Here is a 25,914-nt window from a genome sequence, read left to right as displayed (position 1 = left end):
AAAGAAAGGAGGAAACAGGAATGGCAAAAGTATCATTATTCAATCAAGCAGGAACTTCAGTTGGCGAAATCGAATTGAACGATAAAATTTTCGGTATCGAACCAAATGAATCTGTCTTATTTGACGCTATCATTTCTCAACGCGCTTCACTTCGTCAAGGTAATCACAAAGTGAAAAACCGTTCTGAAGTTGCTGGTGGTGGACGTAAACCATGGAAACAAAAAGGAACTGGACGTGCTCGCCAAGGTTCTATCCGCTCTCCACAATGGCGTGGTGGTGGTGTTGTTTTCGGACCAACTCCACGTAGTTACAGCTTCAAATTACCTAGAAAAGTACGTCGTTTAGCACTTCTTTCAGCGCTTTCAACAAAAGCTCGTGAAGAAAGCATCGTAGTACTTGAAGGTTTAGCATTTGATGCACCAAAAACAAAAGACTTCGTGAAAGTGTTATCTAACCTTTCAATCGATAAAAAAGCGTTATTCGTAACTGCTGATTTAGATGAAACAGTAGCATTAGCTGCTCGTAACATCCCTGGAATCACAGTAGTGTCTGCAACAGGCATTAACGTTTTAGATTTAATCGGTCATAACAAAGTTGTAATGACTAAAGCAGCAGTAGAAAAAGTAGAGGAGGTGCTTGGATAATGGAAGCACGTGATATTATTAAACGTCCGGTCATTACCGAGCGTTCTTCTGAAGTAATGGCAGATAAAAAGTACACTTTCGAAGTGGACACTCGTGCCAATAAAACTCAAGTTAAATACGCAATTGAAGAAATTTTCGGAGTAGATGTTGAGAAAGTTAACATCATGAACTACAAAGGAAAATACAAACGCGTAGGTAAATTTGGTGGGTATACGAACAAGCGTCGTAAAGCTATTGTTACGTTAACTCTAGAAAGCAAAGAAATCGAGTTATTCGAAATCTAATCCTTATAAAAAGGAATTAATAATCAAGAAGGAGGGAATAACATGGCGATTAGAAAGTATAAACCAACGACAAACGGACGTCGTAACATGACTTCATTAGATTACGCTGAAATCACAACTGACAAGCCAGAGAAATCTCTACTTGCTCCTGTGAAACGTAAAGGCGGCCGTAACAATCAAGGTAAAATTACTGTTCGTCATCATGGTGGTGGACATAAGCGTCAATACCGTATCATTGATTTCAAACGAAATAAAGATGGTATACCAGGACGCGTTGCTACTATTGAATATGATCCAAACCGTACTGCGAATATCGCATTAATTAATTATGCGGATGGGGAAAAACGTTACATCCTAGCTCCTAAAGGCTTAGAAGTGGGAATGACAATCGTGTCAGGACCAGAAGCTGATATCAAAGCAGGAAACGCTCTTCCATTACAAAACATCCCAATGGGTACTACTATCCATAACATTGAAATGAAACCTGGTAAAGGTGGTCAGTTAGTTCGTTCTGCTGGTACATCTGCTCAATTACTTGGTAAAGAAGGTAAGTACGTAATCGTACGTTTACAATCTGGTGAAGTTCGTTTAATCCTAGGTGTTTGCCGTGCAACTATCGGTGAAGTAGGAAACGAACAACACGAACTTGTGAACATTGGTAAAGCTGGTCGTAATCGTTGGTTAGGTAAACGCCCAACTGTACGTGGATCAGTAATGAACCCGAACGATCACCCACATGGTGGTGGTGAAGGTAAAACTCCAATCGGTCGTAAGTCACCAATGTCTCCATGGGGTAAACCAACTCTTGGATACAAAACTCGTAACAAGAAAAACAAATCCGACAAACTTATCATTCGTCGTCGTAAAAAATAAAGTGGTCTTACTACGGTTCGCAGATAGAACCGTGGTGTCATCACGGAGGGAGGTTTCAGCATGGGTCGTAGCTTGAAAAAAGGACCTTTCGCAGACGATCATCTAATTAAGAAGGTCGATGCACAAAAGGACTCTGAGAAAAAACAAGTGATTAAGACTTGGTCTCGCCGTTCTACAATTTTCCCTACTTTTATCGGGTTAACAATCGCTGTATATGACGGACGCAAACATGTTCCTGTATACGTAACTGAAGATATGGTAGGTCATAAACTTGGCGAGTTTGCACCAACACGCGCTATAGGTAGTCATGGTTCTGATGATAAGAAAACAAGACGCTAATTTGAGAGGAGGTCATTAAAATGTCACAAGCAAAAGCTATTGCTAAAACAGTGCGCATTGCCCCTCGTAAAGTAAGATTAGTCGTTGATTTAATCAGAGGTAAGCAAATCGGTGAAGCAGTTGCAATTTTAAAACTTACTCCAAAAGCAGCATCGCCTGTAGTTGAAAAGGTATTAAAATCCGCAGTTGCCAACGCTGAGCACAATTATGATTTAGATGTAAATAACCTAGTTGTTTCTGAAGTCTTTGTTGATGAAGGTCCAACATTAAAACGTTTCCGCCCACGTGCTATGGGACGTGCAAGTGCTATTAACAAACGTACTAGCCACATCACAATCGTGGTATCAGAGAAGAAGGAGGGATAATTCGTGGGTCAAAAAGTACATCCTATAGGATTACGAGTAGGCATCATTCGTGACTGGGAGTCAAAATGGTACGCTGGTAAAGACTATGCAACTCTACTACACGAAGACTTGAAAATCCGTAAGTACATCGAAACTCGTTTGAAAGAAGCTTCTGTTTCTACTGTAGAAATCGAACGCGCTGCAAAACGTGTTAATGTTTCAATTCACACAGCTAAACCAGGTATGGTAATCGGTAAAGGTGGTACGGAAGTGGAAGCACTTCGCAAGCACTTGAACGATTTAACTGGTAAACGTGTACACATAAATATTGTTGAAATAAAACGAGCTGACTTAGATGCTAAATTAGTAGCAGAAAGTATTGCACGCCAACTAGAAGGGCGCGTATCTTTCCGTCGTGCTCAAAAACAAGCAATTCAACGCACAATGCGTTCTGGCGCTAAAGGTATTAAAACTCAAGTATCTGGACGCTTAGGCGGCGCTGACATTGCTCGTGCTGAACATTACAGCGAAGGAACTGTACCACTTCATACATTACGTGCTGACATTGATTATGCACATGCTGAAGCTGACACAACTTATGGTAAGCTTGGCGTTAAAGTATGGATCTATCGTGGTGAAGTCCTTCCAGTTAAGAAGAACTCTGAGGAAGGAGGCAAATAATATGTTAATGCCTAAACGCGTTAAATATCGTCGTGAACACCGTGGGAAAATGCGTGGTGAAGCAAAAGGCGGCAAAGAAATAGCATTTGGTGAGTTTGGTTTACAAGCAACTGAAGCAAGCTGGATCACAAGTCGTCAAATTGAAGCAGCCCGTATTGCAATGACACGTTACATGAAACGTGGCGGTAAAGTATGGATTAAAATATTCCCTCACAAACCTTATACGAAAAAGCCTCTTGAGGTACGTATGGGTTCAGGTAAAGGTGCTCCTGAAGGATGGGTAGCAGTTGTAAAACCTGGAAAAATTATGTTTGAAATAGCTGGCGTTTCTGAAGAAGTTGCTCGTGAAGCATTGCGATTAGCATCACATAAGCTTCCGATTAAATGTAAAATAATCAAACGTCAAGAAATTGGTGGTGAATCTAATGAAAGCTAATGACATCCGTGACCTTACTACTGCAGAAATAGAACAAAAGGTAAAATCACTGAAAGAAGAGCTTTTCAACCTACGCTTCCAATTGGCGACTGGTCAATTAGAAAACACAGCTCGCATTCGCGAAGTTCGTAAAGCGATCGCGCGTATGAAAACTGTGGTTCGTGAAAGAGAAATCAGTGCAAACAACTGATAAAGGAGGTTTTCTGGCATGACTGAGCGTAATCAACGCAAAGTATACACTGGCCGTGTGGTATCAGATAAAATGGATAAAACAATTTCTGTTTTAATTGAAACTCATAAAAAACACAAGTTATACGGTAAACGTGTTAAGTATTCTAAGAAATTTAAAGCTCATGATGAGCAGAACGAAGCCCAAATCGGAGATATCGTCCGTATCATGGAAACTCGTCCGCTATCAGCTACTAAACGTTTCCGCCTATTGGAAGTTGTAGAAAAAGCGGTTATTATCTAATAATAAGTTCGGAACTAATATATTCCGAAGGGAGGTTACCTAAGTGATCCAACAAGAAACTCGTATGAAAGTTGCTGACAACTCAGGTGCACGCGAAGTTTTAACTATTAAAGTACTTGGTGGTACTGGACGTAAGACTGCTAATATCGGCGATATCGTCGTATGTACAGTTAAGAAAGCAACACCAGGTGGCGTTGTCAAGAAGGGTGACGTCGTTAAAGCTGTAATCGTTCGCACTAAAAGCGGCGTACGCCGTAAAGACGGAACTTATATCAAATTTGATGAAAATGCTTGCGTTATTATCAAAGATGATAAAGGCCCGCGTGGAACTCGTATCTTCGGACCAGTTGCTCGTGAATTACGCGACAGCAACTTTATGAAAATCGTTTCATTAGCTCCAGAAGTTCTTTAATTTACATGAAAGTGCCAATCAAGGAGGTGCGACAAGAATGCATGTTAAAAAAGGCGACAAAGTAATGGTAATCTCAGGTAAAGACAAAGGTAAAACAGGTGTTGTTCTTACTGCTTTTCCTAAGAAAGACCGTGTGTTAGTTGAAGGTGTAAACATCATCAAAAAACATATGAAGCCAAACCAAGCTAATCCGCAAGGAGGAATTGTAAGCCACGAGGCTGCAATCCACGTATCGAATGTTATGTTAATTGACCCTAAAACCGGCGAGCCGACTCGCGTAGGTTCTAAAGTGGAAGATGGCAAAAAAGTTCGTGTTGCGAAAAAATCCGGTGAAATTATTAAATAAGTAAAGAGAAGGGAGGTACACACATGAACCGCCTAAAAGAAAAGTATCTTAAGGAAGTTTCTCCTGCTCTAATGAGCAAATTTGAATATAAATCAGTAATGCAAGTACCTAAAGTTGATAAAATTGTTATCAATATGGGTGTTGGTGATGCTGTTTCTAATACAAAAGCGCTTGACGCAGCTGTTGAGGAATTACAAATTATTTCAGGACAAAAACCTGTAGTTACGAAAGCTAAAAAATCGATCGCTACATTCCGTCTACGTGAAGGTATGCCAATCGGTACAAAAGTCACTCTACGTGGAGAACGTATGTATGACTTCTTGGATAAATTAATCGCTATTTCTCTTCCGCGTGTACGTGACTTCCGTGGTGTTTCTAAAAAAGCATTCGACGGTCGCGGTAACTACACTCTAGGAATCAAAGAGCAATTGATCTTCCCTGAAATCGATTATGATAAAGTTTCGAAAGTACGCGGTATGGACATCGTAATTGTAACAACTGCGAATTCTGACGAAGAAGCTCGCGAGTTATTAACACAATTCGGTATGCCATTCCAAAAGTAAATTAAGGGAGGCGAAAACGTGGCTAAAAAATCAATGATCGTTAAACAACAACGTACGCCAAAGTTCCAAGTGCAAGCATACACACGCTGTGAGCGTTGTGGACGTCCGCACTCTGTATATCGTAAATTCAAGCTTTGCCGTATTTGTTTCCGTGAACTTGCATACAAGGGACAAATTCCTGGCGTTAAAAAAGCAAGCTGGTAATCCCCTATAACTGGGAAGGAGGTAAATGTAATGACAATGTCAGATCCAATTGCAGATATGCTTACACGCATTCGTAATGCTAACATGGTTCGTCACGAGAAATTAGAAGTTCCTGCTTCAAACCTGAAAAAGGAAATCGCGGAGATTTTAAAACGCGAAGGTTTCATCCGTGATGTTGAATATGTAGAAGATAGCAAACAAGGTATCATCCGTATCTTCTTAAAATATGGTCAAAATGACGAGCGCGTTATTACTGGTTTGAAACGTATTTCAAAACCTGGTCTACGCGTTTACGCTAAAACAAACGAAGTACCTAAAGTATTGAACGGTTTAGGAATCGCTTTAGTTTCTACTTCAAATGGTTTATTAACAGATAAAGAAGCTCGCGCTAAACAAGTTGGCGGAGAAATCGTAGCTTACGTTTGGTAATAATCAACAAACGAATGGAGGTGCAACAAAATGTCTCGAGTAGGTAAAAAACCAATAGAGGTTCCTGCAGAAGTTACTGTAACAGTTAGCGCTGAAAACACAGTAGTTGTAAAAGGACCAAAAGGTGAATTAACAAAATCTTTTAACCAAGATATTAAAATTGAGCAAGAAGGTACTGTAATAACTTTAGTACGCCCTTCGGATTCAAAAGAGCACCGTACAATTCATGGTACAACTCGCGCTTTGCTAGCTAACATGATCACGGGTGTTTCTCAAGGATTTGAACGTGCACTTGAATTAGTTGGGGTAGGTTATCGTGCACAATTACAAGGAACTAAACTTGTACTTAATGTAGGGTACTCACATCCAGTTGAGTTCACTCCTGAAGACGGACTAGTAGTTGAAGTTCCTGCAAATACAAAAATTATCATTCGCGGTATTGATAAAGAACGTGTTGGTGCTTTAGCATCTAACATTCGTCAAGTTCGTCCACCAGAGCCGTATAAAGGTAAAGGTATTCGTTATGAAGGCGAAGTTGTACGCCGTAAAGAAGGTAAAACAGGTAAATAATGCTTTTCGCATTAGAAAGGAGTGACCACTGTGATTACGAAACAAGACAAAAATCAAGTTCGTAAGAGACGTCATGTACGTGTTCGTACAAAAATCACGGGTACTACTGAACGTCCTCGTTTAAATGTATTCCGTTCTAATAAACATTTATACGCACAACTGATTGATGATACTCAAGGTGTTACAATCGCAAGTGCATCCACTATGGATAAAGATTTCAATGGAACAGCTGGAAATGTAGAAGCTGCTAAATTGATCGGTGAAACAATCGCAAAACGCGCTACAGAAAAAAACATCAAATCTGTTGTATTTGACCGTGGCGGTTACTTATATCATGGACGTGTTAAAGCGTTAGCTGAAGCTGCACGTGAAAACGGCTTAGAATTTTAAGAAGAAGGAGGGACATATTTCATGCGTGGTATTGACCCAAACAAACTTGAACTTGAAGAACGCGTAGTAACGATCAACCGTGTTGCTAAAGTTGTAAAAGGTGGACGTCGTTTCCGTTTTACTGCATTAGTAGTTGTCGGTGACAAAGATGGACATGTAGGATTTGGTACTGGTAAAGCACAAGAAGTTCCAGATGCTATCCGTAAAGCTGTTGAAGACGCGAAGAAAAACTTAATAGAAGTACCAAGAGTTAAAGGGACTACTCCTCATTTAGTTGTAGGACATTTTGGTGCCGGTTCTATTCTAGTTAAACCTGCAGCGCCTGGTACAGGAGTTATTGCTGGTGGACCAGTTCGTGCAGTACTTGAATTAGCTGGTATTACAGATATTCTTTCTAAATCACTTGGTTCTAATACACCAATTAACATGGTACGTGCTACAGTACAAGGTTTAACTCAGTTAAAACGTGCTGAAGACGTTGCTAAATTGCGTGGTAAATCAGTAGAAGAACTGTTAGGATAAGGGGGGGAAATTACAATGGCAACTAAACTAGAAATTACCCTGACTAGAAGCTTGATTGGTACTAAACCAACTCAACGCAAAACAGTAGAAGCTCTTGGATTACGTAAAATGCATCAAACAGTTGAGCATCAAGACAATGTCGCTATTCGTGGCATGGTTAAAAAAGTAGCTCATCTAGTAACAACTAAAGAAATATAAGTTTTATTTTAAGAATAAGGAGGTGCCACCATATGAAACTTCATGAGTTAAAGCCATCAGAAGGTTCTCGTTCTTCGCGCAAGCGTATCGGACGTGGAATCGGGTCTGGAACTGGTAAAACATCAGGTAAAGGTCATAAAGGTCAAAACGCTCGTTCAGGCGGAGGCGTTCGTCCAGGATTTGAGGGCGGTCAAAACCCGTTATTCCGTCGTTTACCAAAACGTGGATTTACGAACATTAATCGTAAAGAATTCGCAATTGTGAACCTTGACACATTAAATCGTTTCGAAGACGGCACAGAAGTTACACCTGCTCTATTAATAGAAACAGGTGTTGTGAGCAGTGAGAAATCTGGTATCAAGATTCTAGGTAATGGAACTCTTGGTAAAAAGTTAACTGTAAGAGCTCATAAATTCTCTGCATCAGCAAAAGAAGCAATTGAGAACGCTGGCGGATCAACAGAGGTGGTTTAATGTTTCAGACAATCTCCAACTTTATGCGTGTTAGAGATATAAGAAATAAAATCATTTTTACTTTATTGATGTTAATCGTCTTCCGTATTGGGACATTTGTTCCAGTACCTTACGTTGATGCTGATGTATTAAAACAAACAGACCAAATGGGTTTGATTGGTTTCCTTAATACATTCGGTGGCGGAGCCCTTGCTAACTTTTCTATTTTAGCAATGGGTATCATGCCTTACATCACTGCATCCATCATAGTACAATTACTACAAATGGATGTTGTTCCGAAGTTTACTGAGTGGGCAAAACAAGGGGAAGTCGGAAGACGGAAACTTGCACAATTCACTCGATACTTCACAATTGTGTTAGCTTTTGTTCAAGCAATTGCTATGTCTTACGGTTTTAACCGTATGTATAGTGGTTCTTTAATAAAAGATGACGGTATATTGACATACTTAGTTATTGCACTTGTTTTGACAGCCGGAACTGCATTTTTAATGTGGTTAGGAGAGCAAATTACCGCTAAAGGTGTTGGTAATGGTATATCTATTATTATCTTCGCTGGTATTGCTGCTGCCATTCCAAACGCAGTTAACCAAGTGTATGCGCAACAAATTGAAGGTGCAGGAGATGCACTGTTTATCAATATAGTAATCATCATTTTACTTTTATTGGCGATTATCGCAGTAACAGTTGGAGTAATTTACGTTCAACAAGCGTTGCGTAAAATTCCAATTCAATATGCGAAACGTGTTTCTGGTGCTGCTCAAACAGGCGGTCAACAGACTCACTTACCTTTAAAAGTTAATGCTGCGGGAGTAATTCCGGTAATCTTTGCATCAGCGTTTCTTATGGCGCCTCAGTCAATCGTTTTATTCTTCGGTCAGAATAACACTACCGATGCTATTACGAGAGCATTAGATTATACACAACCTATTGGTATGACAATTTATATTGCTTTGATCATTGCTTTTACTTACTTCTATGCGTTCATTCAAGTGAACCCAGAAAATGTAGCAGACAATTTGAAAAAGCAAGGTGCGTATATTCCTGGAATTCGTCCAGGGATCAATACACAAAACTATTTAACTAGCGTCTTGTATCGTTTAACATTTGTTGGAGCTATATTCTTAGCTATTATTTCAATCATGCCGATGCTATTTGTGAAGTATGCGGATTTACCGCAATCAGCACAAATTGGCGGAACAAGTTTGTTAATCGTAGTTGGGGTTGCACTCGAAACGATGAAACAGCTAGAATCCCAACTAGTTAAACGTCATTATAAAGGCTTTATGAAATAAGGTGGGTTTTTAGGGACGTTAATGTTCCTAAAAATCAACTATATAGTCCTGGGGGGCATTTTCGTATGAATATCGTTTTAATGGGTTTACCTGGTGCCGGAAAAGGTACTCAGGCAGATAAAATTGTTGAGAAGTACGCAATCCCTCATATTTCTACAGGCGATATGTTTCGTGCAGCTATTAAAGATGGTACGGAACTAGGTTTAAAAGCAAAATCGTTTATGGATCAAGGTGCCTTGGTACCTGATGAAGTAACGATTGGTATTGTCCGCGAAAGATTAAGTAAACCAGACTGTGAAAAAGGATTCCTACTTGATGGATTTCCTCGTACAGTTCCACAAGCAGATGCACTAGATGCTTTGCTTTCGGATATCGATAAATCTATTGAGCATGTGCTTAATATTCAAGTAGAACAAGAAGAATTAATCAAACGTCTAACAGGTCGCCGCATTTGTAAAGAATGTGGAACTGCTTATCATTTAGTCTTTAATCCACCTGCTAAAGATGGGGTATGTGACAAAGATGGTGGAGAGCTTTATCAACGTGCTGATGATAATCCGGAAACGGTAACTAACCGTCTGGAAGTAAATATGAAGCAAACACAACCTTTGCTTGATTTTTATGAAGACAAAGGTGTTTTATCTAATATAGATGGACAGCAGGATATTAAACTAGTATTCGCTGATCTTGATGCTCTGTTACAGGGCAACCGCATATAATTGCCCGGTGCCTGTCGCAGACGACTGAATACCCGGGTAGTATGCAAAGAACGAAAATGTTTTTTTCGAGAGCTGCAAAAGCATATTGCGCCCGGTATACGTTCGGAGGAAAAGGAATGCATCAAAAGCGCGGACTCCCTTGTCCACGTGCATTTAAAATACTTACGATGTATAATGGGTTTCGTGGAAGCATCTGTGTAACGAACGGGTACTATGGAACTCATCCAACACATTCGTACGAACATGTTGACATGAGGGAGACGGTCTACTCCGTGGATTGCTATAAGCGAAACCTTACGAGTGTCTTTCGAACATCTCTCATGATTTCCAAACATATGCTTGAACGAATAGTTTCGTTCCTATTGAGGCTATACTAACAGCAAATTACGTTTGAGCATTGATGAGAACCTGATTTGTATATAGAAGGGAGACAGGGTTGATGGCGAAAGATGATGTAATTGAAGTCGAAGGAACAGTTGTTGAGACTTTGCCAAACGCGATGTTTAAGGTAGAATTAGAAAACGGTCATACGATTCTTGCGCATGTATCGGGTAAAATTCGTATGCATTTCATCCGTATTTTACCTGGAGATAAAGTCACAATTGAACTTTCTCCTTACGATTTAACTCGCGGTCGTATTACGTACCGTTTTAAATAATAATCTTTTGCACTCCGGACTACTAAGGAGGTTAGGTTAGATGAAAGTGAGACCATCTGTGAAACCGATCTGCGAAAAATGTAAGGTAATTCGCCGACGCGGTAAAGTAATGGTAATCTGTGAAAATCCTAAACACAAACAAAGACAAGGATAATAAGAAGGAGGTGCACGACACATATGGCACGTATTGCTGGTGTTGACATTCCACGCGACAAACGCGTTGTTATTGCATTAACATACATTTTCGGTATTGGTAAAACGACTTCTCAAAAAGTATTAGCGGGAGCTGGTATTTCTGAAGAAACACGTGTACGTGATCTTACAGAAGACGAACTAAACAAAATCCGTGAACAAATCGGTGTATATAAAGTAGAAGGTGACCTTCGTCGCGAAGTATCACTAAACATTAAACGATTGATGGAAATCGGTTCATTCCGTGGTATCCGTCATCGTAGAGGCTTACCAGTACGCGGACAAAATACGAAGAACAATGCACGTACTCGTAAAGGTCCACGTAAAACAGTAGCTAACAAGAAAAAATAATCGGTAAAGGAGGTTTCTTCTTAACATGGCACGTAAACAACAAACACGTAAGCGTCGTGTGAAAAAGAATATCGAATCCGGTATTGCTCACATTCGCTCAACATTTAACAACACAATTGTGACTATCACAGACATGCAAGGAAATGCACTTTCTTGGTCAAGTGCTGGAGCTCTTGGATTTAGAGGTTCTCGTAAATCTACTCCATTCGCTGCACAAATGGCTGCAGAAGCTGCTGCAAAGACTTCAATGGAACATGGTATTAAAACTTTAGAAGTAACAGTTAAAGGACCAGGAGCTGGTCGTGAAGCGGCAATTCGCGCACTTCAAGCTGCAGGTCTAGAAGTTACAGCAATTAAAGACGTAACACCAGTACCACATAATGGTTGCCGTCCACCAAAACGTCGTCGCGTTTAATAGGTGATACTCAACTTGTTTGAGAACATCATTTATTGTACAGACTGAGGTTGTATTAACAGCAATCAGTTAACGATCGAATTCATGATGGAAAGAACCTATACATTCGATGTTTTGAGGGAGGGTAAATTGGAATGATCGAAATCGAAAAACCAAAGATTGAAAGTGTAGAAATCAGCGAAAATACCAAGTTTGGTAAATTTGTTGTAGAACCGCTTGAACGTGGCTATGGAAATACTTTGGGAAATTCTTTACGACGCATCCTTCTGTCGTCTTTACCAGGAGCTGCAGTTACTTCTATTCAAATTGATGGCGTTTTACACGAGTTTTCAACTATTGAAGGCGTAGTGGAAGATGTAGCATCTATTATTATGAATGTGAAAAAGCTAGCTTTAAAAATCTACTCTGACGAGGAAAAAGTCATTGAGATTGATGTTAAAGGTGAGGGAATGATTACTGCCGCTGACATTACACATGACAGTGACGTAGAAATTTTAAACCCGGAACTCTATATTGCTACAATCAGCAAAAATGGTCATTTCCGTATGCGTATGTACGCAGGTCGAGGCCGTGGCTACACTCCTGCTGTTCAAAACAAACGTGAGGATCTTCCTATCGGCGTAATCCCGATCGACTCTATTTATACTCCAGTTTCACGCGTGAATTTCCAAGTGGAAAATACTCGTGTTGGGCAAATGTCCAACTTCGATAAGCTTACACTTGATGTGTGGACAGATGGCAGCACAGGTCCTAAAGAGGCGATTTCTCTTGGAGCGAAAATTTTAACAGAGCACTTAAATATTTTTGTAGGGATGACAGACGAGGCACAAACTGCTGAAATCATGGTCGAAAAAGAAGAAGATCAAAAAGAAAAAGTTTTAGAGATGACTATTGAAGAACTTGATCTTTCTGTTCGTTCTTATAATTGCTTAAAACGCGCTGGTATTAATACAGTACTTGAGCTTGCAAGCAAGTCAGAAGACGATATGATGAAAGTAAGAAACCTTGGACGTAAATCTTTAGAAGAAGTAAGAGCGAAGTTAGATGAGCTTGGTTTAGGATTACGTAAAGAAGACTAAACGGGTTTTGATATAGCAAGACTTGAATTATTCACCAAAGGAGGGAAACATCCATGGGTTACAGAAAACTTGGACGTACAAGTTCTCAACGTAAAGCGATGTTACGTGACTTAACAACGGACCTAATTATTAATGAGCGTATTCAAACTACTGAAGCACGTGCAAAAGAATTACGTTCTGTTGTTGAAAAAATGATCACTTTAGGTAAACGCGGAGATTTACACGCTCGTCGTCAAGCTGCGGCTTACATTCGTCGTGAGGTCGTTACTTCTACTGATGAAGAAGGAAACGAATCAACAATCTATGCTTTACAAAAATTGTTTGATGATGTAGCACCACGCTATGCTGATCGTCAAGGCGGTTACACTCGTATTATGAAAGCTGGACCTCGTCGCGGAGACGGAGCACCAGTAGTAGTAATTGAGTTAGTTTAATTTAATTTTCAGACGTTTATTCGTCTGCCAAATTGAAGAGGGTATTTGGTGGGTTTCTACCGCCCTCTTTTTTTCAAACAGATTTATACGACAATATAAAAGCAGAGTGTTACGATGAGCGGGCTTATGAAATTCTTTGAATTTTAAGAAGTGGCGTCTCGTCTAGCTCTACGCACCTCATTTTCTGGTTGGTCTTGAGCAACCAATCAAGAAATAAGTTATAGAAGAGCGCATTTCTCAAAATGAGGTGCGCGCTTTTTTAATTTATCGTAAAATGTTGTAAACTATTAGCACAGCTGAGTTGAGCAGAGGAGGTAAAGGATGAAACGCGAAATTATTTCTTTACAGGAAGTTACTTTTACATATGCAGAGGAAGATATCGGTATACGCCCAGCTATACAGAATGTCTCTTATACTATTAATGAAGGTGAATGGGTGGCGATTGTTGGCCATAATGGTTCTGGCAAATCGACATTAGCACGATTAATGAATGGTCTTCTATTTCCTCAGACGGGAACAGTACGGATATTTGGAGAACCATTAAACGAACATAATTTATGGGACACACGCTCTAAAATGGGAATGGTATTTCAAAATCCAGATAACCAGTTTGTTGGAGCAACAGTTCAAGATGATGTTGCATTTGCGTTAGAAAATAACGGCATCCCCTTTGAGGAAATGGTGGAACGAGTACATGCTTCATTAGCAAAAGTGAAAATGAGTGACTTTATGAATAGTGAGCCGCACCATCTCTCTGGTGGACAGAAGCAAAGAGTTGCCATTGCGGGAGCTATCGCGCTTCAACCAAGTATTTTGCTGTTAGACGAGGCAACTTCTATGTTAGATCCTCAGGGGAGAGAAGAGGTACTTCAGACAGTGCACGAGTTAAGGAAAGAAACAGATCTAACAGTAATCTCTATCACACACGATTTAGAAGAAGCACTTCTCGCTGATCGTGTAATTGTTATGAACCAGGGAGAGAAATACGCAACAGGTTCACCACATGAGGTATTTGAAAGAGGGCAGGAGCTAATCGATTTAGGATTGGATCTTCCTTTTGCAATGAATATGTCTAGGCTACTGCGAGCGCAAGGTGTGCAACTTGTAGCAGACCATATGTCAGAAGAAGAGTTGGTGAATGATTTATGGACATCTCACTTCAACAAGTAAGTTATGCGTATGCCAAAGATACACCATTTGAAAAAAGAGCTTTATACGATGTAGATTTACTTATTCCCTCAGGTTCTTATCAAGCTATCATTGGTCATACAGGCTCAGGGAAGTCTACAGTGCTACAGCATTTAAATGCTTTGCTGAAGCCTACAGAAGGTGTTATTCGTATCGGTGGCACGGAAGTTGTGGCAGGTAAAAAGAACAAAAAACTAAGAGAAATTAGACAAAAGGTAGGGATAGTCTTTCAATTTCCCGAGCATCAATTATTTGATGAAACAGTTTTAAAGGATATTATGTTTGGACCTATGAACTTTGGGGTGCCAGAAGAGGAAGCAAGACAACGTGCTATTGAATTAGTGAGGTTACTTGGGTTGCCTGAAGAGGTAATGGAAAAGTCACCCTTTGACCTCTCTGGTGGGCAAATGCGAAGAGTTGCTATTGCGGGAGTCCTTGCGATGAATCCGGAAGTATTAGTATTAGATGAACCGACAGCTGGGCTTGATCCAAGAGGTCGGAAAGAAATTATGGACCTGTTTTATAAACTCCATATAGAAAAAGGCTTAACGACTATTCTTGTAACGCATAGCATGGAAGATGCGGCAAGATATGCAGATCGAATTGCAATTATGCATAATGGTCGATGTGTGCTGCAAGGAATACCAAAAGAGATATTCTCTGATGAGGATCGTTTAATGGATTATCGTTTAGAATTACCTCAATCTATTAAGTTTCAAAAGAAACTAGAAGAGATGATGAACAAAAAACTGCCAAGTCTTTGTTTAACGGAAGAGGCCTTAGCAGAGGAACTTGCACGCCTGTTGAAAAAGGAGCGTGAAATCTAATGCTAGAGAAAATGATATTTGGTCGCTATATTCCGGGAGATTCTTTTATACACCGTTTAGACGCTCGTGCAAAGTTAATATTTGTATTTTTCTTTATTATGGTTGTCTTCATTGCAAATAACTGGATTACCTACGGGATCTTATTGGTGTTTACTTTTCTTATCATTAAACTATCGAAAATTAGACTATATTTTTTGATTAATGGGTTAAAACCGGTCGTTTTTTTAATTATATTTACGTTTTTATTGCATTTGTTTTTCACTCGAGAAGGTCCAATTATATTGGATTGGAAGTTTATCAAAATTTATGAGGAAGGCTTGAAGCAAGGGATATTCATCTCAATTCGCTTTACCGTACTCGTTATTTTAACATCAATTCTCACATTAACTACTACACCTATTTCGATAACAGATGCATTAGAAATCTTGTTGAATCCATTAAAAAAATGGAAATTACCTGTACATGAATTGGCACTTATGATGTCTATTTCGTTAAGATTTATCCCAACTTTAATGGATGAGACGGATAAGATTATGAAAGCACAAATGGCTAGAGGATCTGATATGACAACGGGGAATATGAAGGAAAGAATGAATGCGATTGTACCACTTCTTATCCCGTTGTTTGTTAGTGCTTTTAAGCGAGCAGAAGACTTAGCAACAGCGATGGAAGTAAGAGGGTATAGAGGGGGAGAAGGTCGCACGAGATACCGGAAGCTAGAATGGGCACTCAGAGACACGCTAACCCTCCTTACGCTCGTCGTACTAGCTGTAATACTGGTTTACTTTAGAAACTGATGAGGAGGGGGTAGGATGAGACTTCGAGCGATTATTAGTTATGATGGAAGTCAGTTTTCTGGTTATCAAATTCAACCAGGGAAACGGACTGTTCAATTAGAAATAGAGCGTGTCTTAGAAACGATTCATAAAGGCACAGTTGTGAAAATAGTTGCGAGTGGAAGAACAGATGCTGGTGTTCATGCAACAGGACAAGTTATTCACTTTGATAGTCCACTAACATTTCCGGTAGATCGTTGGAGCACTGCTTTGAATGTTCAACTTCCTAGAGATATTCGTATTTTGTCGATTGAGCAAGTATCGGATGATTTTCATGCCAGATACCATGCTGTTGGAAAAACGTATCGTTATATTTGGTCACTTAGTGAAATACATAGTCCTTTTGAGCGTGATTTTTCCGTCCATGCAGATCGTTACAAACCAGATATTGCATTGATGCAGGAAGCAGCTCAACATTTACTGGGAACCCATGATTTTTCAAGTTTTTGTGCAGCGAAGACGAATGTAAATGACTTTGTGAGAACTATTTACTCTATTAACTTTGAAGTGAAAAAAGAAACTCAACAACTTCAAATGGTCATTAGTGGAAGTGGGTTTTTATATAATATGGTGCGTATAATTGCGGGTACATTATGGGAAGTTGGCATTCAAAAAAAAAGTGTGGAGAGTATTTCCAAGATCCTCTCATCGTGTGACAGAAAGGAAGCAGGGAAAACCGCGCCAGCACACGGTTTATACCTTGAAAAAGTAGCGTATGGTGGATGAAACAACATCACCAGGTGTTTTACGAAAAACGCTTGACTAATTGTTGTTTCCGGGGTATGATGATGTATGGTATTTCTTAACCCCACAATATAAGCCCCGAAACTTATTGGTATGAGGATATAGAAAATTTTAGATCGATTATGATTGAATTAGGAGGACAAAATACATGCGTACAACATTCATGGCTAAGGGTCACGAAGTAGAACGTAAATGGTTAGTAGTAGACGCTGAAGGCCAAACACTTGGTCGTCTAGCTTCAGAAGTTGCAGCTATTTTACGTGGAAAAAACAAACCAACATTCACACCGAATGTTGACACAGGTGATCATGTGATCATTCTTAATGCAGAAAAAATTCATTTAACTGGGAACAAGCTAAATGACAAAATTTACTACCGTCACACTCAATTCTCTGGTGGACTTAAACAACGTACAGCTTTAGAAATGCGTACTAAGTACCCAACAAAAATGCTTGAGCTAGCTATTAAAGGAATGCTTCCTAAAAACTCTTTAGGTCGTCAAACGTTCAGCAAGCTTCATGTATACACTGGAGCAGAACACCCACATGCAGCACAAAAACCAGAAGCATACGAGCTTCGCGGATAATAATTAAGAGGAGGACATTCACTTGGCACAAGTTCAATATATCGGCACTGGTCGCCGTAAAAGTTCAGTAGCACGTGTACGTTTAGTACCGGGCGAAGGAAATATCGTTATCAACAAACGTGACGTAGAAGACTACGTACCATACGAAACTTTACGTGAAATTATTAAACAACCATTAGTAACTACTCAAACTTTAGGTAGCTACGATGTACACGTAAACGTTAACGGTGGTGGATTCACAGGACAAGCAGGAGCAATCCGTCATGGTATTGCACGTGCACTACTTACAGTAGATCCTGATTTCCGTCCAGCATTGAAATCAGCAGGATTCTTAACACGTGATCCACGTATGAAAGAACGTAAAAAACCAGGACTTAAAGGCGCTCGTCGTGCACCTCAGTTCTCAAAACGTTAATATTATATTATCAGTTCAAAGCACTTCTCGAGTTTTCTCGGGGAGTGCTTTTTTTTATTAGTCTTTAGGGAAAATAGACGATTGTCCAATTGTTTAAAAAGTGATTGTGTGTATATTTTGAGAGGTGTATATTTAAAAACAATAATACCTATAAAGGAGAGGAGTATATGGAGTTTACCTCACAAAGATTAATTTTTCGTCTATATGAGCAAGGGGACATGGACTTTTTATATTCGATGTTAAGCGATTCCCAGATGATGAAGTATATAGGGAATGGCAATACGCGGAATAGAGAAGAATCACATGCCTTTTTAGAAAGAATTCAGAGTCACTACAAGAAGAATGGAGAGTATGGCTTAAAGCTGCTAATTCGTAAAAAAGATGGAGTTCCAGTGGGACATGCGGGAATAATACCACAACAAATTGATGGAGAAGATGAACTAGAAATTGGCTATTGGATCGCTAAAGAATTTTGGGGAAATGGTTACGCAATAGAAGCAGCAAGTGCCCTACTTAACAGAGGAGTTGAACAGTTAGGTTTAACGCGTCTAATCTCTCTTATTCAGAAGGAAAACACCAGGTCTATCCGTATAGCCAACAAAAATGGAATGCATTTAGAGAAAGAAGTAATCTTAAAGGGTAAAGAAGTTAGTGTGTATACATATCAAAAAAAGTAATGATATAGAAAGAAAAAGAGGAAATGTATGAGAAGCAAATTTAATATTGTCACGAGCACAATTCTTGTTAGTATTTTTATTGCTCGTTTTGGAACGTTTTTAGTGTTGCCTTATTTAACGCTTTTTCTGCTCGACGAATTCCACTACTCGGGCATGCAAATTGGAACGATTATATCAACTTTGGCTCTATCCAATTTGGTAATGAGTTTTTTTGTAGGACCATATATTGATAAGTATCCGAAAAACAAAGTCATTATTATTGGGCTCATTGGATATTTAATCTGTTATTTTTATTTCCCTTTTATCGAGCATTATTCAGGGTTTATCGCATTTGCTGCTTTGCTTGGAGTAAGTCAAGCAGTGGTGGAGCCTACTTATCGAGTATTACTGAGTTTATATACAGAGCCGGAAAATCGACGGTTAATATTTAATATCCGTTACTTTTTGATTAATATATCTGCGGCAATTGCACCGCTTACTTCTGTATACTTTCAACAGTATGGAATGGCGAACTTATTTTTTATTGTAGGTTTTATTTTCTTACTTAATATATTGATCTTCATCATTATATTTAAAAGGTACCCGTTGAAACTGAATCCGATCAGCACAACGAACCCGTCAATATTTCATTCGTTTCATGTCTTTAAAAAGGATACTAGTTTTTTAATTTTTGTGTTGGCATTGATATTTATTAGCTTTGGATATAGTCAGTTTGACTCCACTTTTAGTCAATACTTAGGGAAGTCCTTTCACCATGAACTAGCGATACAATATTTTGCTTGGCTCATAACTACAAATGCTATTACTGTATTAGTCATTCAGTACTTCGTTTACAAGCTTGGAGAATTGATAAGCACCACTACTTCCTTAATGATTGGAAGTGGGTTATTGTCTATGGGATTATTTTTCTTTGGGCAAAGTGATTCAATTATATGGTTGATAGCCGCGATGGTTATTTTTACTGCTGGCGAAGTATTAGTATTTACCATGGTCGATATCCATTTGGATGGAATGTGTGAGGATCAGGAGAAGGGGACTTACTTCGCTCTTTCCGGTGTAAAGTCTGTCGGTCGAATAGTGGGTCCGAGCCTAGGTGGAGTACTGTTAGATACGATGAGCAGCGGTGCTTTAGTCTTTTTCATCATTTCAGTAGTTACTTTACTGGCAATCCCATCGTTCTATTATAGTTCAAAAATACGTGGACAATTCTAATCATACTATTTGTCCTTTGTACGTATAATGAGTGAAAAAGGAGCGATGAACCTGAAAAAATGGCTAATTATCTTGGTTTTGTTTTTGATATCCCTTCTTGCAGTTGTGTATGGAACAAAAGCGAGTGATATTGGTTTCTTCTTGCCTGAACCTATGAGTGGAGTAAGAATTGTCATTGATCCAGGGCATGGGGGAATTGATGGTGGGGCTAGTAACGGGGATACAGTTGAGCGAGATATAACACTCGCTATGTCATTGAAGCTAGAGAAAAAGTTAAAGTCACAGGGTGCAACAGTAATTATGACGCGCAGCAAAGAAGGTGATGCTATAGCTGAGCACAAGCCGGATGAAGATTTTCCGACTACGAGAGCTAGAAAGGTTGCCGACCTTTTGTTACGTGAAGAAATTATGAATAACTCAGAGGCGGACATAGTCATAAGTTTGCACGTGAACGCAGTTCCAGAGGAAAGATGGAGAGGTGCACAAGTCTTTTATCATGCGGAAGGGCACGCGGGTGGCGAATTATTAGCTAAATCTATCCAAGGTTCTATTAGAGAAAAGATTGGAAACACAGAACGAGAAGCACTAGCGATTAAGCAGGTATATATTTTGAAGAAAGCAAATGCACCAGCAGTATTAGTAGAGACTGGTTTTTTAAGTAATAACGAAGAGCGGGAATTACTAAAATCTGAAAAGTATCAAAAGCAAATGGTGGAAGCTATATCTGAAGGTGTAGTTCAATTTGTTGAGGATAATATTTACTAAGACAAAGTAGCGTATTGTAGACACTCTATTATGGTATACTATGAGGCGAATAGTTAAACTTAAGGGGAGTGTCTACAGATGATTAATGAGCAACAAGTTCGTACATTGCTAGGAGCATTAAACGACCCGTTTTTACATAGAACATTAGAAGAAACAAACGGGATATCCGAAGTGTCAATTAAAGAAGAAAAAAATCATGTAAGTGTAAAGTTAGCTATAGCTAAAATAAATTCTGCTGAACAAATGCAACTACAAGGAAAAGTTGTGGAAGTTTTAAAAGAAGCTGGAGCAGCAACAGTAGGTATTCGTTTTGAGGAATTACCTAAAGAGGTACTGGAACAATTCCGAGGGAAAACAAAAGAAAGTGATAATGAAAACATTCTTTCTCCAAACAGCAAAGTTAAAATTATTTCTATAGCTTCTGGTAAAGGTGGCGTAGGTAAATCTACCGTATCCGTTAACTTAGCTGTGGCACTTGCTCGATTAGGTAAAAAAGTAGGGCTTGTAGACGCGGATATTTATGGATTCAGTGTACCAGATATGATGGGCGTAAAAGATATCCCGCAAATCATTGAAGATCGGATCATTCCGGTAGAACGCAAAGGCGTTAAAGTAATCTCTATGGGCTTCTTTGTAGAGAATAATACACCAGTAGTATGGAGAGGGCCTATGCTTGGAAAAGTACTGGACCAGTTCTTCAAAGATGTTGAATGGGGAGAGTTAGACTTTCTTCTACTAGACTTACCACCAGGTACTGGAGATGTGGCTTTAGATATTCACCAAATGCTACCTACATCAAAAGAGATCGTCGTAACTACACCACATCCGACAGCTGCATTCGTTGCTGCTAGAGCAGGGGCAATGGCTCTTCAAACAGACCATGAAATTCTCGGTGTAATAGAGAATATGTCATGGTATGAGTCTAAATCTACAGGGGAAAAAGAATTTGTGTTTGGTAAAGGTGGAGGTCCAAAGCTTGCCGATGAGCTTCGTACTGAATTACTTGGGCAACTACCTTTAGGTCAACCGGACTGGAACGACATTGATTTTGCTCCATCCGTTTATGATGAAACACATAATACAGGGAAAATCTATCTGGAAATTGCACAAAAAGTTATTGAAAAAGCATAAAAAAGAGGCCGTTTCCTTAGTGGAGCGGCCTTATTTTTCTTCTTCTTTTTTCTTATCTTCTTCAGAGGACCCTGATTCTCCTCCTCCTCCTTCAGCTCCGCCTTTTTCAGATTTACCTCCAGCTTCCTCGACTAGTTTTTGCCATTTAGCCTGTAGCAATGGGCTTTGAATAGTCTCTTCCACTACTTTTTGTATTTCTTTTCTCATATCGCTGGATTCCATTACTTTTCCTAATTCTTTTTTCATCTCTGCTGAACCAAAAAAGCTTTCTAAGTCCTTTAAATAAGTAGGGTCCTTCATTAAGGCTTTCATCAATTCCTCTTGTTGCTTAACCATACTCTTAGCCATTGTTTCTGAAAATTTGGGGTCCGAATAAACTTCCTTCCAAAAGTCCTCTGCTTCTTTTGAAAGCATCGTTTCTTCCACCGAAGTTTTCACTTGTTCGCTGTCCAATACAAGTAGTTCCTTAAATTGAGGATCTGATAATAATGTGCGAATCGCTTTTTTACCATCCTCTGTCTGTAGAGCATCGATGAACATTTTTTTGTTTTCTTCATAAGAAGGCTGAGCAGCGGGAGAACTACAACTAGCAAGAAATCCAATACTCATTAATAATAGTGCGAAGTATTTCATATATCCGTTCACCATCCTTTCGATTATTGTTCACATTTGGTTTGGAAATATGTATAGTCAGTAGGAAGAAATAGATTTTTCCTAAAAGGCTTGTTACACTTTATAAAGGAAATAGAAAAGATGGAGGAAATATTGCAGTGACTATTAGAAATTGGTTCAAATTCTTTCTAAATGCCTTGTTAATTGGTGGTTTAATCACAGGTATTTTTGGTTTATTTATACGTTGGGATGATGCTTTTTCCGTATATTTTGAAGCGGGACAATGGAGTGAATTCTTTGCTGCCTTTGCCTTTATGGTAGTAATGGGCTTTACAATAAGTGTAATTGCTCAAATGGGTTTCTTTGCCTATCTAACCGTTCACCAAATGGGAGTAAATATTTTTAGAACTCTTACTTTGTGGAATTGGGTACAGTTATTAATTATTGCATTCGTTATTTTTGATTTGATCATGTTCCGTTTTAGACCTAATGCAGAAACTACTGCTCAAATATGGCTATACGTTATCTTACTTGCGGTCTTAATCATTACATCAGTAGTAGTAGCAGTCGTTAAAGCAAATCTAACGAAAAAGCATGCACTCATCTCTGCTTTGTTTTTTATGATTGTCATTTCTACTTTGGAGTGGCTACCGGTTTTAATGGTACGAGCAGATAATGTCGATAGTTGGGTTACACTTTTATTATTCCCAATTCTTGCTGTGAATGCATACCAATTACTGGCTTTGCCAAAATATAATGCGCAGTCAGAAGTGGATCGGTTGAAATTAGAAGAACGAAGAAAGAAAAGAAGAGAAGCAGCATCTGCTAAGAACTAACTAATAAAAGTTGCTCCGACTGATTGTCGGAGCAACTTTTATATTACTTTTTTTCTTTGTGCTAATTAATTTTTAATTTGGAAAGGTTTTAGTTTTTACTTTTAAGCCAAATATATTTTGTTCAATGGTAATCATTTCTGTAGATTGAACGATCTTTGTTAATTGTTGAATATCAATTCGTTCGTTTTGGTGTAGAGGAATAGATAGAATGTCTCCCTTTTCAAAACTTGGAACTTTGTTGGACCAGTACTTACTAGAACTAAGCAAATTTACTTCCTGTCCCCACGCGTCCTTTTGTAATTCAATAGGAAACTCATAATCGATTGTTCTAAACCACAGTGGTTTTTCCCCAATTACTTGTTCGAATTGTTTAACCTCTTTTTTAAACAAAGTGGGATTTTCTATATAAGTTGATCCATTTTTACCTAAGAGGCTGATAGGTATATTTTTATCTTTCATTACTTCTATAATTTCCTCAGATCGTTCTATCCATTCGATACTTATAAAAAAATGTGGATAAGGAGCTTGTAATTCGGTTACAAACTTTTCTACGTCATCCCTTCCAAAAGTTAAATCTATTGTAATTGTATTGCCGTACGAACCTTTTGAAATAACAGCAGGTTTTTCTGTGAGCTGAAAAACAGGGAGCAGCGATGGCATTTGTTTTGGTACATTAAATAAAACCAATCCTAAAACTATTACTAAACCAACTAATACAGCTAATTTTTTCAAGGGACACACACCTTTTCAAATCGTTTTAATTAATTTTATGATTTAGTGTTGACATTAATGTTAAAAAGATGTTAAGATACAAAGGTCGCTGAAACAAGACGACACTTAAACAACATGAACATTGAAAACTGAACATGCAAAACGTTAAGAAACATAGCTTTCAACTAACTTGTTAGGATGATAGCAAAACAATTTTGGACATCATTTAATGATGATGCCAGCAAAACAAAATGAGCTTTTAAACTAGTTCTAATTTGTTTGCTTTCAATATGCTCTGCATACTGGAAGTGAACTATTATGGAGAGTTTGATCCTGGCTCAGGACGAACGCTGGCGGCATGCCTAATACATGCAAGTCGAGCGAATGACGAAGAAGCTTGCTTCTTCTGATTTAGCGGCGGACGGGTGAGTAACACGTGGGCAACCTGCCCTGTAGATTGGGATAACTCCGGGAAACCGGGGCTAATACCGAATAATCCATTTCCTCACATGGGGAGATGTTAAAAGACGGCATCTCGCTGTCACTACAGGATGGGCCCGCGGCGCATTAGCTAGTTGGTGAGGTAACGGCTCACCAAGGCGACGATGCGTAGCCGACCTGAGAGGGTGATCGGCCACACTGGGACTGAGACACGGCCCAGACTCCTACGGGAGGCAGCAGTAGGGAATCTTCCACAATGGACGAAAGTCTGATGGAGCAATGCCGCGTGAGTGAAGAAGGTTTTCGGATCGTAAAACTCTGTTGTGAGGGAAGAACAAGTATGAGAGTAACTGCTCGTACCTTGACGGTACCTCATTAGAAAGCCACGGCTAACTACGTGCCAGCAGCCGCGGTAATACGTAGGTGGCAAGCGTTGTCCGGAATTATTGGGCGTAAAGCGCGCGCAGGCGGTCCTTTAAGTCTGATGTGAAATCCCACGGCTCAACCGTGGAAGGTCATTGGAAACTGGGGGACTTGAGTACAGAAGAGGAAAGCGGAATTCCAAGTGTAGCGGTGAAATGCGTAGAGATTTGGAGGAACACCAGTGGCGAAGGCGGCTTTCTGGTCTGTAACTGACGCTGAGGCGCGAAAGCGTGGGGAGCAAACAGGATTAGATACCCTGGTAGTCCACGCCGTAAACGATGAGTGCTAAGTGTTAGGGGGTTTCCGCCCCTTAGTGCTGCAGCTAACGCATTAAGCACTCCGCCTGGGGAGTACGGTCGCAAGACTGAAACTCAAAGGAATTGACGGGGGCCCGCACAAGCGGTGGAGCATGTGGTTTAATTCGAAGCAACGCGAAGAACCTTACCAGGTCTTGACATCCCGCTGACCGGCCTAGAGATAGGCTTTTCCCTTCGGGGACAGCGGTGACAGGTGGTGCATGGTTGTCGTCAGCTCGTGTCGTGAGATGTTGGGTTAAGTCCCGCAACGAGCGCAACCCTTGATCTTAGTTGCCAGCATTTAGTTGGGCACTCTAAGGTGACTGCCGGTGATAAACCGGAGGAAGGTGGGGATGACGTCAAATCATCATGCCCCTTATGACCTGGGCTACACACGTGCTACAATGGACGGTACAGAGGGTCGCAACCCCGCGAGGGTGAGCAAATCCCATAAAACCGTTCTCAGTTCGGATTGTAGGCTGCAACTCGCCTACATGAAGCCGGAATCGCTAGTAATCGTGGATCAGCATGCCACGGTGAATACGTTCCCGGGCCTTGTACACACCGCCCGTCACACCACGAGAGTTTGTAACACCCGAAGTCGGTGGGGTAACCCTTACGGGAGCCAGCCGCCGAAGGTGGGACAGATGATTGGGGTGAAGTCGTAACAAGGTAGCCGTATCGGAAGGTGCGGCTGGATCACCTCCTTTCTAAGGATAATATCGGAATACGAATCTTTATTCGTATCTTAACGTTTTGCAGTTCAGTTTTGAATGTTCATTTTATATGAAGATTCAACTCTTGTTCTTTGAAAACTGGATAAAACGACATTGAAACAATAAACAACAAGAAATTCTGTTGTGATTATTTACGTAATCATGACGTGTAAGACTT

Annotated in this window: 40 protein-coding genes and 1 rRNA gene; 39 read left to right on the top strand and 2 right to left on the bottom strand. The window is 39.7% G+C overall.

What is annotated here, in order from left to right:
- Nucleotides 1–20: 20 nt before the first annotated feature.
- The 37 genes from rplD to MKX53_RS17715 all read left to right on the top strand — a co-directional run bounded on the left by rplD (nt 21) and on the right by MKX53_RS17715 (nt 21,701).
- Nucleotides 21–644, top strand: a complete 624-nt coding sequence (rplD, locus tag MKX53_RS17895; RefSeq protein ID WP_093537861.1) for a 50S ribosomal protein L4 — start codon at nt 21–23, stop codon at nt 642–644.
- On the top strand, nt 644–928 hold the full coding sequence (rplW, locus tag MKX53_RS17890) for a 50S ribosomal protein L23 (protein WP_093537860.1): 285 nt from the start codon (nt 644–646) through the stop codon (nt 926–928). The genes rplD and rplW overlap by 1 nt, the downstream gene beginning before the upstream one ends.
- Nucleotides 929–970: 42 nt before the next feature.
- Complete coding sequence (gene rplB / locus MKX53_RS17885; RefSeq protein ID WP_093537859.1) at nt 971–1,801, top strand: 50S ribosomal protein L2; 831 nt, start codon at nt 971–973, stop codon at nt 1,799–1,801.
- A 60-nt stretch (nt 1,802–1,861) separates the two neighbouring features.
- Nucleotides 1,862–2,140: a 30S ribosomal protein S19 gene (gene rpsS, locus MKX53_RS17880; RefSeq protein WP_093537858.1), complete on the top strand. Its 279-nt coding sequence runs from the start codon at nt 1,862–1,864 to the stop codon at nt 2,138–2,140.
- Nucleotides 2,141–2,160: 20 nt separating this feature from the next.
- The gene (gene rplV / locus MKX53_RS17875; RefSeq protein WP_093537857.1) at nt 2,161–2,505 is read left to right on the top strand and encodes a 50S ribosomal protein L22; all 345 of its coding nucleotides are present in this window, start codon (nt 2,161–2,163) and stop codon (nt 2,503–2,505) included.
- Nucleotides 2,506–2,508: 3 nt separating this feature from the next.
- Nucleotides 2,509–3,165 (top strand): 30S ribosomal protein S3, encoded by a 657-nt coding sequence (gene rpsC / locus MKX53_RS17870; protein WP_093537856.1) that lies wholly within the window; start codon nt 2,509–2,511, stop codon nt 3,163–3,165.
- Nucleotide 3,166: 1 nt separating this feature from the next.
- The gene (gene rplP / locus MKX53_RS17865) at nt 3,167–3,601 is read left to right on the top strand and encodes a 50S ribosomal protein L16 (protein ID WP_093537855.1); all 435 of its coding nucleotides are present in this window, start codon (nt 3,167–3,169) and stop codon (nt 3,599–3,601) included.
- The gene (gene rpmC, locus MKX53_RS17860; protein WP_093537854.1) at nt 3,591–3,791 is read left to right on the top strand and encodes a 50S ribosomal protein L29; all 201 of its coding nucleotides are present in this window, start codon (nt 3,591–3,593) and stop codon (nt 3,789–3,791) included. The genes rplP and rpmC overlap by 11 nt, the downstream gene beginning before the upstream one ends.
- An 18-nt stretch (nt 3,792–3,809) precedes the next feature.
- Entirely contained in the window at nt 3,810–4,073 is a 264-nt protein-coding gene (gene rpsQ / locus MKX53_RS17855; RefSeq protein ID WP_090567844.1) for a 30S ribosomal protein S17, read from the top strand.
- Nucleotides 4,074–4,116: 43 nt separating this feature from the next.
- Nucleotides 4,117–4,485, top strand: a complete 369-nt coding sequence (gene rplN / locus MKX53_RS17850; RefSeq protein WP_053591327.1) for a 50S ribosomal protein L14 — start codon at nt 4,117–4,119, stop codon at nt 4,483–4,485.
- A gap of 37 nt (nt 4,486–4,522) precedes the next feature.
- The gene (rplX, locus tag MKX53_RS17845; RefSeq protein WP_090567845.1) at nt 4,523–4,831 is read left to right on the top strand and encodes a 50S ribosomal protein L24; all 309 of its coding nucleotides are present in this window, start codon (nt 4,523–4,525) and stop codon (nt 4,829–4,831) included.
- A 23-nt stretch (nt 4,832–4,854) separates the two neighbouring features.
- The gene (gene rplE, locus MKX53_RS17840; RefSeq protein WP_093537853.1) at nt 4,855–5,394 is read left to right on the top strand and encodes a 50S ribosomal protein L5; all 540 of its coding nucleotides are present in this window, start codon (nt 4,855–4,857) and stop codon (nt 5,392–5,394) included.
- An 18-nt stretch (nt 5,395–5,412) separates the two neighbouring features.
- The gene (locus MKX53_RS17835) at nt 5,413–5,598 is read left to right on the top strand and encodes a type Z 30S ribosomal protein S14 (RefSeq protein WP_093537852.1); all 186 of its coding nucleotides are present in this window, start codon (nt 5,413–5,415) and stop codon (nt 5,596–5,598) included.
- Between the two features lie 30 nt (nt 5,599–5,628).
- Nucleotides 5,629–6,027: a 30S ribosomal protein S8 gene (rpsH, locus tag MKX53_RS17830; protein ID WP_090567854.1), complete on the top strand. Its 399-nt coding sequence runs from the start codon at nt 5,629–5,631 to the stop codon at nt 6,025–6,027.
- Nucleotides 6,028–6,057: 30 nt separating this feature from the next.
- On the top strand, nt 6,058–6,597 hold the full coding sequence (gene rplF / locus MKX53_RS17825; protein WP_093537851.1) for a 50S ribosomal protein L6: 540 nt from the start codon (nt 6,058–6,060) through the stop codon (nt 6,595–6,597).
- A 30-nt stretch (nt 6,598–6,627) separates the two neighbouring features.
- A complete protein-coding gene (rplR, locus tag MKX53_RS17820) occupies nt 6,628–6,987 on the top strand; it encodes a 50S ribosomal protein L18 (protein WP_093537850.1) in 360 nt (119 codons plus the stop codon).
- A gap of 21 nt (nt 6,988–7,008) precedes the next feature.
- Nucleotides 7,009–7,509 carry a 30S ribosomal protein S5 gene (rpsE, locus tag MKX53_RS17815; protein ID WP_093537849.1) on the top strand — a complete coding sequence of 167 codons (501 nt, stop codon included), beginning with the start codon at nt 7,009–7,011 and terminating at the stop codon, nt 7,507–7,509.
- A 15-nt stretch (nt 7,510–7,524) separates the two neighbouring features.
- Nucleotides 7,525–7,707, top strand: coding sequence for a 50S ribosomal protein L30 (gene rpmD, locus MKX53_RS17810; protein WP_093537848.1), 183 nt, complete (start codon nt 7,525–7,527; stop codon nt 7,705–7,707).
- 32 nt (nt 7,708–7,739) lie between these two features.
- Complete coding sequence (gene rplO / locus MKX53_RS17805) at nt 7,740–8,180, top strand: 50S ribosomal protein L15 (protein ID WP_093537847.1); 441 nt, start codon at nt 7,740–7,742, stop codon at nt 8,178–8,180.
- Complete coding sequence (gene secY, locus MKX53_RS17800) at nt 8,180–9,472, top strand: preprotein translocase subunit SecY (protein ID WP_093537846.1); 1,293 nt, start codon at nt 8,180–8,182, stop codon at nt 9,470–9,472. Before rplO ends, secY begins: the two co-directional genes overlap by 1 nt.
- Nucleotides 9,473–9,537: 65 nt before the next feature.
- Entirely contained in the window at nt 9,538–10,191 is a 654-nt protein-coding gene (locus tag MKX53_RS17795) for an adenylate kinase (protein WP_093537845.1), read from the top strand.
- Between the two features lie 439 nt (nt 10,192–10,630).
- Nucleotides 10,631–10,849 carry a translation initiation factor IF-1 gene (gene infA, locus MKX53_RS17790; protein ID WP_016429904.1) on the top strand — a complete coding sequence of 73 codons (219 nt, stop codon included), beginning with the start codon at nt 10,631–10,633 and terminating at the stop codon, nt 10,847–10,849.
- 40 nt (nt 10,850–10,889) lie between these two features.
- Nucleotides 10,890–11,003, top strand: coding sequence for a 50S ribosomal protein L36 (gene rpmJ, locus MKX53_RS17785; protein ID WP_003247619.1), 114 nt, complete (start codon nt 10,890–10,892; stop codon nt 11,001–11,003).
- Nucleotides 11,004–11,026: 23 nt separating this feature from the next.
- Nucleotides 11,027–11,392 carry a 30S ribosomal protein S13 gene (gene rpsM / locus MKX53_RS17780; protein WP_093537844.1) on the top strand — a complete coding sequence of 122 codons (366 nt, stop codon included), beginning with the start codon at nt 11,027–11,029 and terminating at the stop codon, nt 11,390–11,392.
- A gap of 25 nt (nt 11,393–11,417) precedes the next feature.
- Nucleotides 11,418–11,807 (top strand): 30S ribosomal protein S11, encoded by a 390-nt coding sequence (rpsK, locus tag MKX53_RS17775; protein WP_093537843.1) that lies wholly within the window; start codon nt 11,418–11,420, stop codon nt 11,805–11,807.
- A 134-nt stretch (nt 11,808–11,941) separates the two neighbouring features.
- A complete protein-coding gene (locus MKX53_RS17770) occupies nt 11,942–12,886 on the top strand; it encodes a DNA-directed RNA polymerase subunit alpha (protein WP_093537842.1) in 945 nt (314 codons plus the stop codon).
- Between the two features lie 53 nt (nt 12,887–12,939).
- On the top strand, nt 12,940–13,320 hold the full coding sequence (rplQ, locus tag MKX53_RS17765; RefSeq protein ID WP_093537841.1) for a 50S ribosomal protein L17: 381 nt from the start codon (nt 12,940–12,942) through the stop codon (nt 13,318–13,320).
- 321 nt (nt 13,321–13,641) lie between these two features.
- Nucleotides 13,642–14,490: an energy-coupling factor ABC transporter ATP-binding protein gene (locus MKX53_RS17760; RefSeq protein ID WP_093537840.1), complete on the top strand. Its 849-nt coding sequence runs from the start codon at nt 13,642–13,644 to the stop codon at nt 14,488–14,490.
- Nucleotides 14,466–15,335 carry an energy-coupling factor ABC transporter ATP-binding protein gene (locus MKX53_RS17755; RefSeq protein WP_340764021.1) on the top strand — a complete coding sequence of 290 codons (870 nt, stop codon included), beginning with the start codon at nt 14,466–14,468 and terminating at the stop codon, nt 15,333–15,335. Before MKX53_RS17760 ends, MKX53_RS17755 begins: the two co-directional genes overlap by 25 nt.
- Nucleotides 15,335–16,132 (top strand): energy-coupling factor transporter transmembrane component T family protein, encoded by a 798-nt coding sequence (locus tag MKX53_RS17750; RefSeq protein ID WP_340764019.1) that lies wholly within the window; start codon nt 15,335–15,337, stop codon nt 16,130–16,132. The genes MKX53_RS17755 and MKX53_RS17750 overlap by 1 nt, the downstream gene beginning before the upstream one ends.
- Before the next feature lie 15 nt (nt 16,133–16,147).
- Nucleotides 16,148–16,897, top strand: a complete 750-nt coding sequence (gene truA / locus MKX53_RS17745; protein WP_093537837.1) for a tRNA pseudouridine(38-40) synthase TruA — start codon at nt 16,148–16,150, stop codon at nt 16,895–16,897.
- A 166-nt stretch (nt 16,898–17,063) separates the two neighbouring features.
- Nucleotides 17,064–17,501, top strand: a complete 438-nt coding sequence (gene rplM / locus MKX53_RS17740; protein WP_093537836.1) for a 50S ribosomal protein L13 — start codon at nt 17,064–17,066, stop codon at nt 17,499–17,501.
- 22 nt (nt 17,502–17,523) lie between these two features.
- A complete protein-coding gene (rpsI, locus tag MKX53_RS17735; protein WP_093537835.1) occupies nt 17,524–17,916 on the top strand; it encodes a 30S ribosomal protein S9 in 393 nt (130 codons plus the stop codon).
- Nucleotides 17,917–18,083: 167 nt separating this feature from the next.
- Nucleotides 18,084–18,593, top strand: coding sequence for a GNAT family N-acetyltransferase (locus MKX53_RS17730; RefSeq protein WP_340913003.1), 510 nt, complete (start codon nt 18,084–18,086; stop codon nt 18,591–18,593).
- A gap of 27 nt (nt 18,594–18,620) precedes the next feature.
- A complete protein-coding gene (locus MKX53_RS17725) occupies nt 18,621–19,805 on the top strand; it encodes an MFS transporter (protein ID WP_340764012.1) in 1,185 nt (394 codons plus the stop codon).
- A 51-nt stretch (nt 19,806–19,856) separates the two neighbouring features.
- Entirely contained in the window at nt 19,857–20,570 is a 714-nt protein-coding gene (locus MKX53_RS17720) for an N-acetylmuramoyl-L-alanine amidase (RefSeq protein ID WP_093538023.1), read from the top strand.
- A 78-nt stretch (nt 20,571–20,648) separates the two neighbouring features.
- Nucleotides 20,649–21,701: an Mrp/NBP35 family ATP-binding protein gene (locus tag MKX53_RS17715; RefSeq protein WP_093537832.1), complete on the top strand. Its 1,053-nt coding sequence runs from the start codon at nt 20,649–20,651 to the stop codon at nt 21,699–21,701.
- A gap of 30 nt (nt 21,702–21,731) precedes the next feature.
- Here the strand turns inward: MKX53_RS17715 and gerD are convergent, their stop codons facing one another.
- On the bottom strand, nt 21,732–22,334 hold the full coding sequence (gerD, locus tag MKX53_RS17710) for a spore germination lipoprotein GerD (RefSeq protein WP_340913000.1): 603 nt from the start codon (nt 22,332–22,334) through the stop codon (nt 21,732–21,734).
- 137 nt (nt 22,335–22,471) lie between these two features.
- Here gerD and MKX53_RS17705 point away from each other — a divergent pair, with 137 nt between their 5' ends.
- Nucleotides 22,472–23,149: a KinB-signaling pathway activation protein gene (locus MKX53_RS17705; protein WP_093537830.1), complete on the top strand. Its 678-nt coding sequence runs from the start codon at nt 22,472–22,474 to the stop codon at nt 23,147–23,149.
- Between the two features lie 72 nt (nt 23,150–23,221).
- On the opposite strand, the gene MKX53_RS17700 is transcribed toward MKX53_RS17705, so the two are convergent.
- On the bottom strand, nt 23,222–23,881 hold the full coding sequence (locus MKX53_RS17700) for a hypothetical protein (RefSeq protein WP_093537829.1): 660 nt from the start codon (nt 23,879–23,881) through the stop codon (nt 23,222–23,224).
- Between the two features lie 294 nt (nt 23,882–24,175).
- Here MKX53_RS17700 and MKX53_RS17695 point away from each other — a divergent pair.
- Nucleotides 24,176–25,730: ribosomal RNA gene (locus tag MKX53_RS17695) — 16S ribosomal RNA — on the top strand.
- The last annotated feature ends 184 nt before the right edge of the window (nt 25,731–25,914 follow it).

This window comes from Psychrobacillus sp. FSL K6-4615, assembly GCF_038008225.1.
Taxonomy (GTDB): Bacteria; Bacillota; Bacilli; order Bacillales_A; family Planococcaceae; genus Psychrobacillus; species Psychrobacillus psychrotolerans.
The sequence above is the reverse complement of the archived record's forward strand: the minus strand, read 5'-3'. Positions and strand labels throughout refer to the sequence as shown.

Bases quoted from the DNA above. Each gene is read 5' to 3' on its own strand.
- rplD (WP_093537861.1), top strand. From the start codon at position 21: ATGGCAAAAGTATCATTATTCAATCAAGCAGGAACTTCAGTTGGCGAA.
- rplW (WP_093537860.1), top strand. From the start codon at position 644: ATGGAAGCACGTGATATTATTAAACGTCCGGTCATTACCGAGCGTTCT.
- rplB (WP_093537859.1), top strand. From the start codon at position 971: ATGGCGATTAGAAAGTATAAACCAACGACAAACGGACGTCGTAACATG.
- rpsS (WP_093537858.1), top strand. From the start codon at position 1,862: ATGGGTCGTAGCTTGAAAAAAGGACCTTTCGCAGACGATCATCTAATT.
- rplV (WP_093537857.1), top strand. From the start codon at position 2,161: ATGTCACAAGCAAAAGCTATTGCTAAAACAGTGCGCATTGCCCCTCGT.
- rplP (WP_093537855.1), top strand. From the start codon at position 3,167: ATGTTAATGCCTAAACGCGTTAAATATCGTCGTGAACACCGTGGGAAA.
- rpmC (WP_093537854.1), top strand. From the start codon at position 3,591: ATGAAAGCTAATGACATCCGTGACCTTACTACTGCAGAAATAGAACAA.
- rpsQ (WP_090567844.1), top strand. From the start codon at position 3,810: ATGACTGAGCGTAATCAACGCAAAGTATACACTGGCCGTGTGGTATCA.
- rplX (WP_090567845.1), top strand. From the start codon at position 4,523: ATGCATGTTAAAAAAGGCGACAAAGTAATGGTAATCTCAGGTAAAGAC.
- rplE (WP_093537853.1), top strand. From the start codon at position 4,855: ATGAACCGCCTAAAAGAAAAGTATCTTAAGGAAGTTTCTCCTGCTCTA.
- rpsH (WP_090567854.1), top strand. From the start codon at position 5,629: ATGACAATGTCAGATCCAATTGCAGATATGCTTACACGCATTCGTAAT.
- rplF (WP_093537851.1), top strand. From the start codon at position 6,058: ATGTCTCGAGTAGGTAAAAAACCAATAGAGGTTCCTGCAGAAGTTACT.
- rpsE (WP_093537849.1), top strand. From the start codon at position 7,009: ATGCGTGGTATTGACCCAAACAAACTTGAACTTGAAGAACGCGTAGTA.
- rpmD (WP_093537848.1), top strand. From the start codon at position 7,525: ATGGCAACTAAACTAGAAATTACCCTGACTAGAAGCTTGATTGGTACT.
- rplO (WP_093537847.1), top strand. From the start codon at position 7,740: ATGAAACTTCATGAGTTAAAGCCATCAGAAGGTTCTCGTTCTTCGCGC.
- secY (WP_093537846.1), top strand. From the start codon at position 8,180: ATGTTTCAGACAATCTCCAACTTTATGCGTGTTAGAGATATAAGAAAT.
- MKX53_RS17795 (WP_093537845.1), top strand. From the start codon at position 9,538: ATGAATATCGTTTTAATGGGTTTACCTGGTGCCGGAAAAGGTACTCAG.
- infA (WP_016429904.1), top strand. From the start codon at position 10,631: ATGGCGAAAGATGATGTAATTGAAGTCGAAGGAACAGTTGTTGAGACT.
- rpmJ (WP_003247619.1), top strand. From the start codon at position 10,890: ATGAAAGTGAGACCATCTGTGAAACCGATCTGCGAAAAATGTAAGGTA.
- rpsM (WP_093537844.1), top strand. From the start codon at position 11,027: ATGGCACGTATTGCTGGTGTTGACATTCCACGCGACAAACGCGTTGTT.
- rpsK (WP_093537843.1), top strand. From the start codon at position 11,418: ATGGCACGTAAACAACAAACACGTAAGCGTCGTGTGAAAAAGAATATC.
- MKX53_RS17770 (WP_093537842.1), top strand. From the start codon at position 11,942: ATGATCGAAATCGAAAAACCAAAGATTGAAAGTGTAGAAATCAGCGAA.
- rplQ (WP_093537841.1), top strand. From the start codon at position 12,940: ATGGGTTACAGAAAACTTGGACGTACAAGTTCTCAACGTAAAGCGATG.
- MKX53_RS17760 (WP_093537840.1), top strand. From the start codon at position 13,642: ATGAAACGCGAAATTATTTCTTTACAGGAAGTTACTTTTACATATGCA.
- MKX53_RS17755 (WP_340764021.1), top strand. From the start codon at position 14,466: ATGGACATCTCACTTCAACAAGTAAGTTATGCGTATGCCAAAGATACA.
- MKX53_RS17750 (WP_340764019.1), top strand. From the start codon at position 15,335: ATGCTAGAGAAAATGATATTTGGTCGCTATATTCCGGGAGATTCTTTT.
- truA (WP_093537837.1), top strand. From the start codon at position 16,148: ATGAGACTTCGAGCGATTATTAGTTATGATGGAAGTCAGTTTTCTGGT.
- rplM (WP_093537836.1), top strand. From the start codon at position 17,064: ATGCGTACAACATTCATGGCTAAGGGTCACGAAGTAGAACGTAAATGG.
- MKX53_RS17730 (WP_340913003.1), top strand. From the start codon at position 18,084: ATGGAGTTTACCTCACAAAGATTAATTTTTCGTCTATATGAGCAAGGG.
- MKX53_RS17725 (WP_340764012.1), top strand. From the start codon at position 18,621: ATGAGAAGCAAATTTAATATTGTCACGAGCACAATTCTTGTTAGTATT.
- MKX53_RS17715 (WP_093537832.1), top strand. From the start codon at position 20,649: ATGATTAATGAGCAACAAGTTCGTACATTGCTAGGAGCATTAAACGAC.
- gerD (WP_340913000.1), bottom strand. From the start codon at position 22,334: ATGAAATACTTCGCACTATTATTAATGAGTATTGGATTTCTTGCTAGT.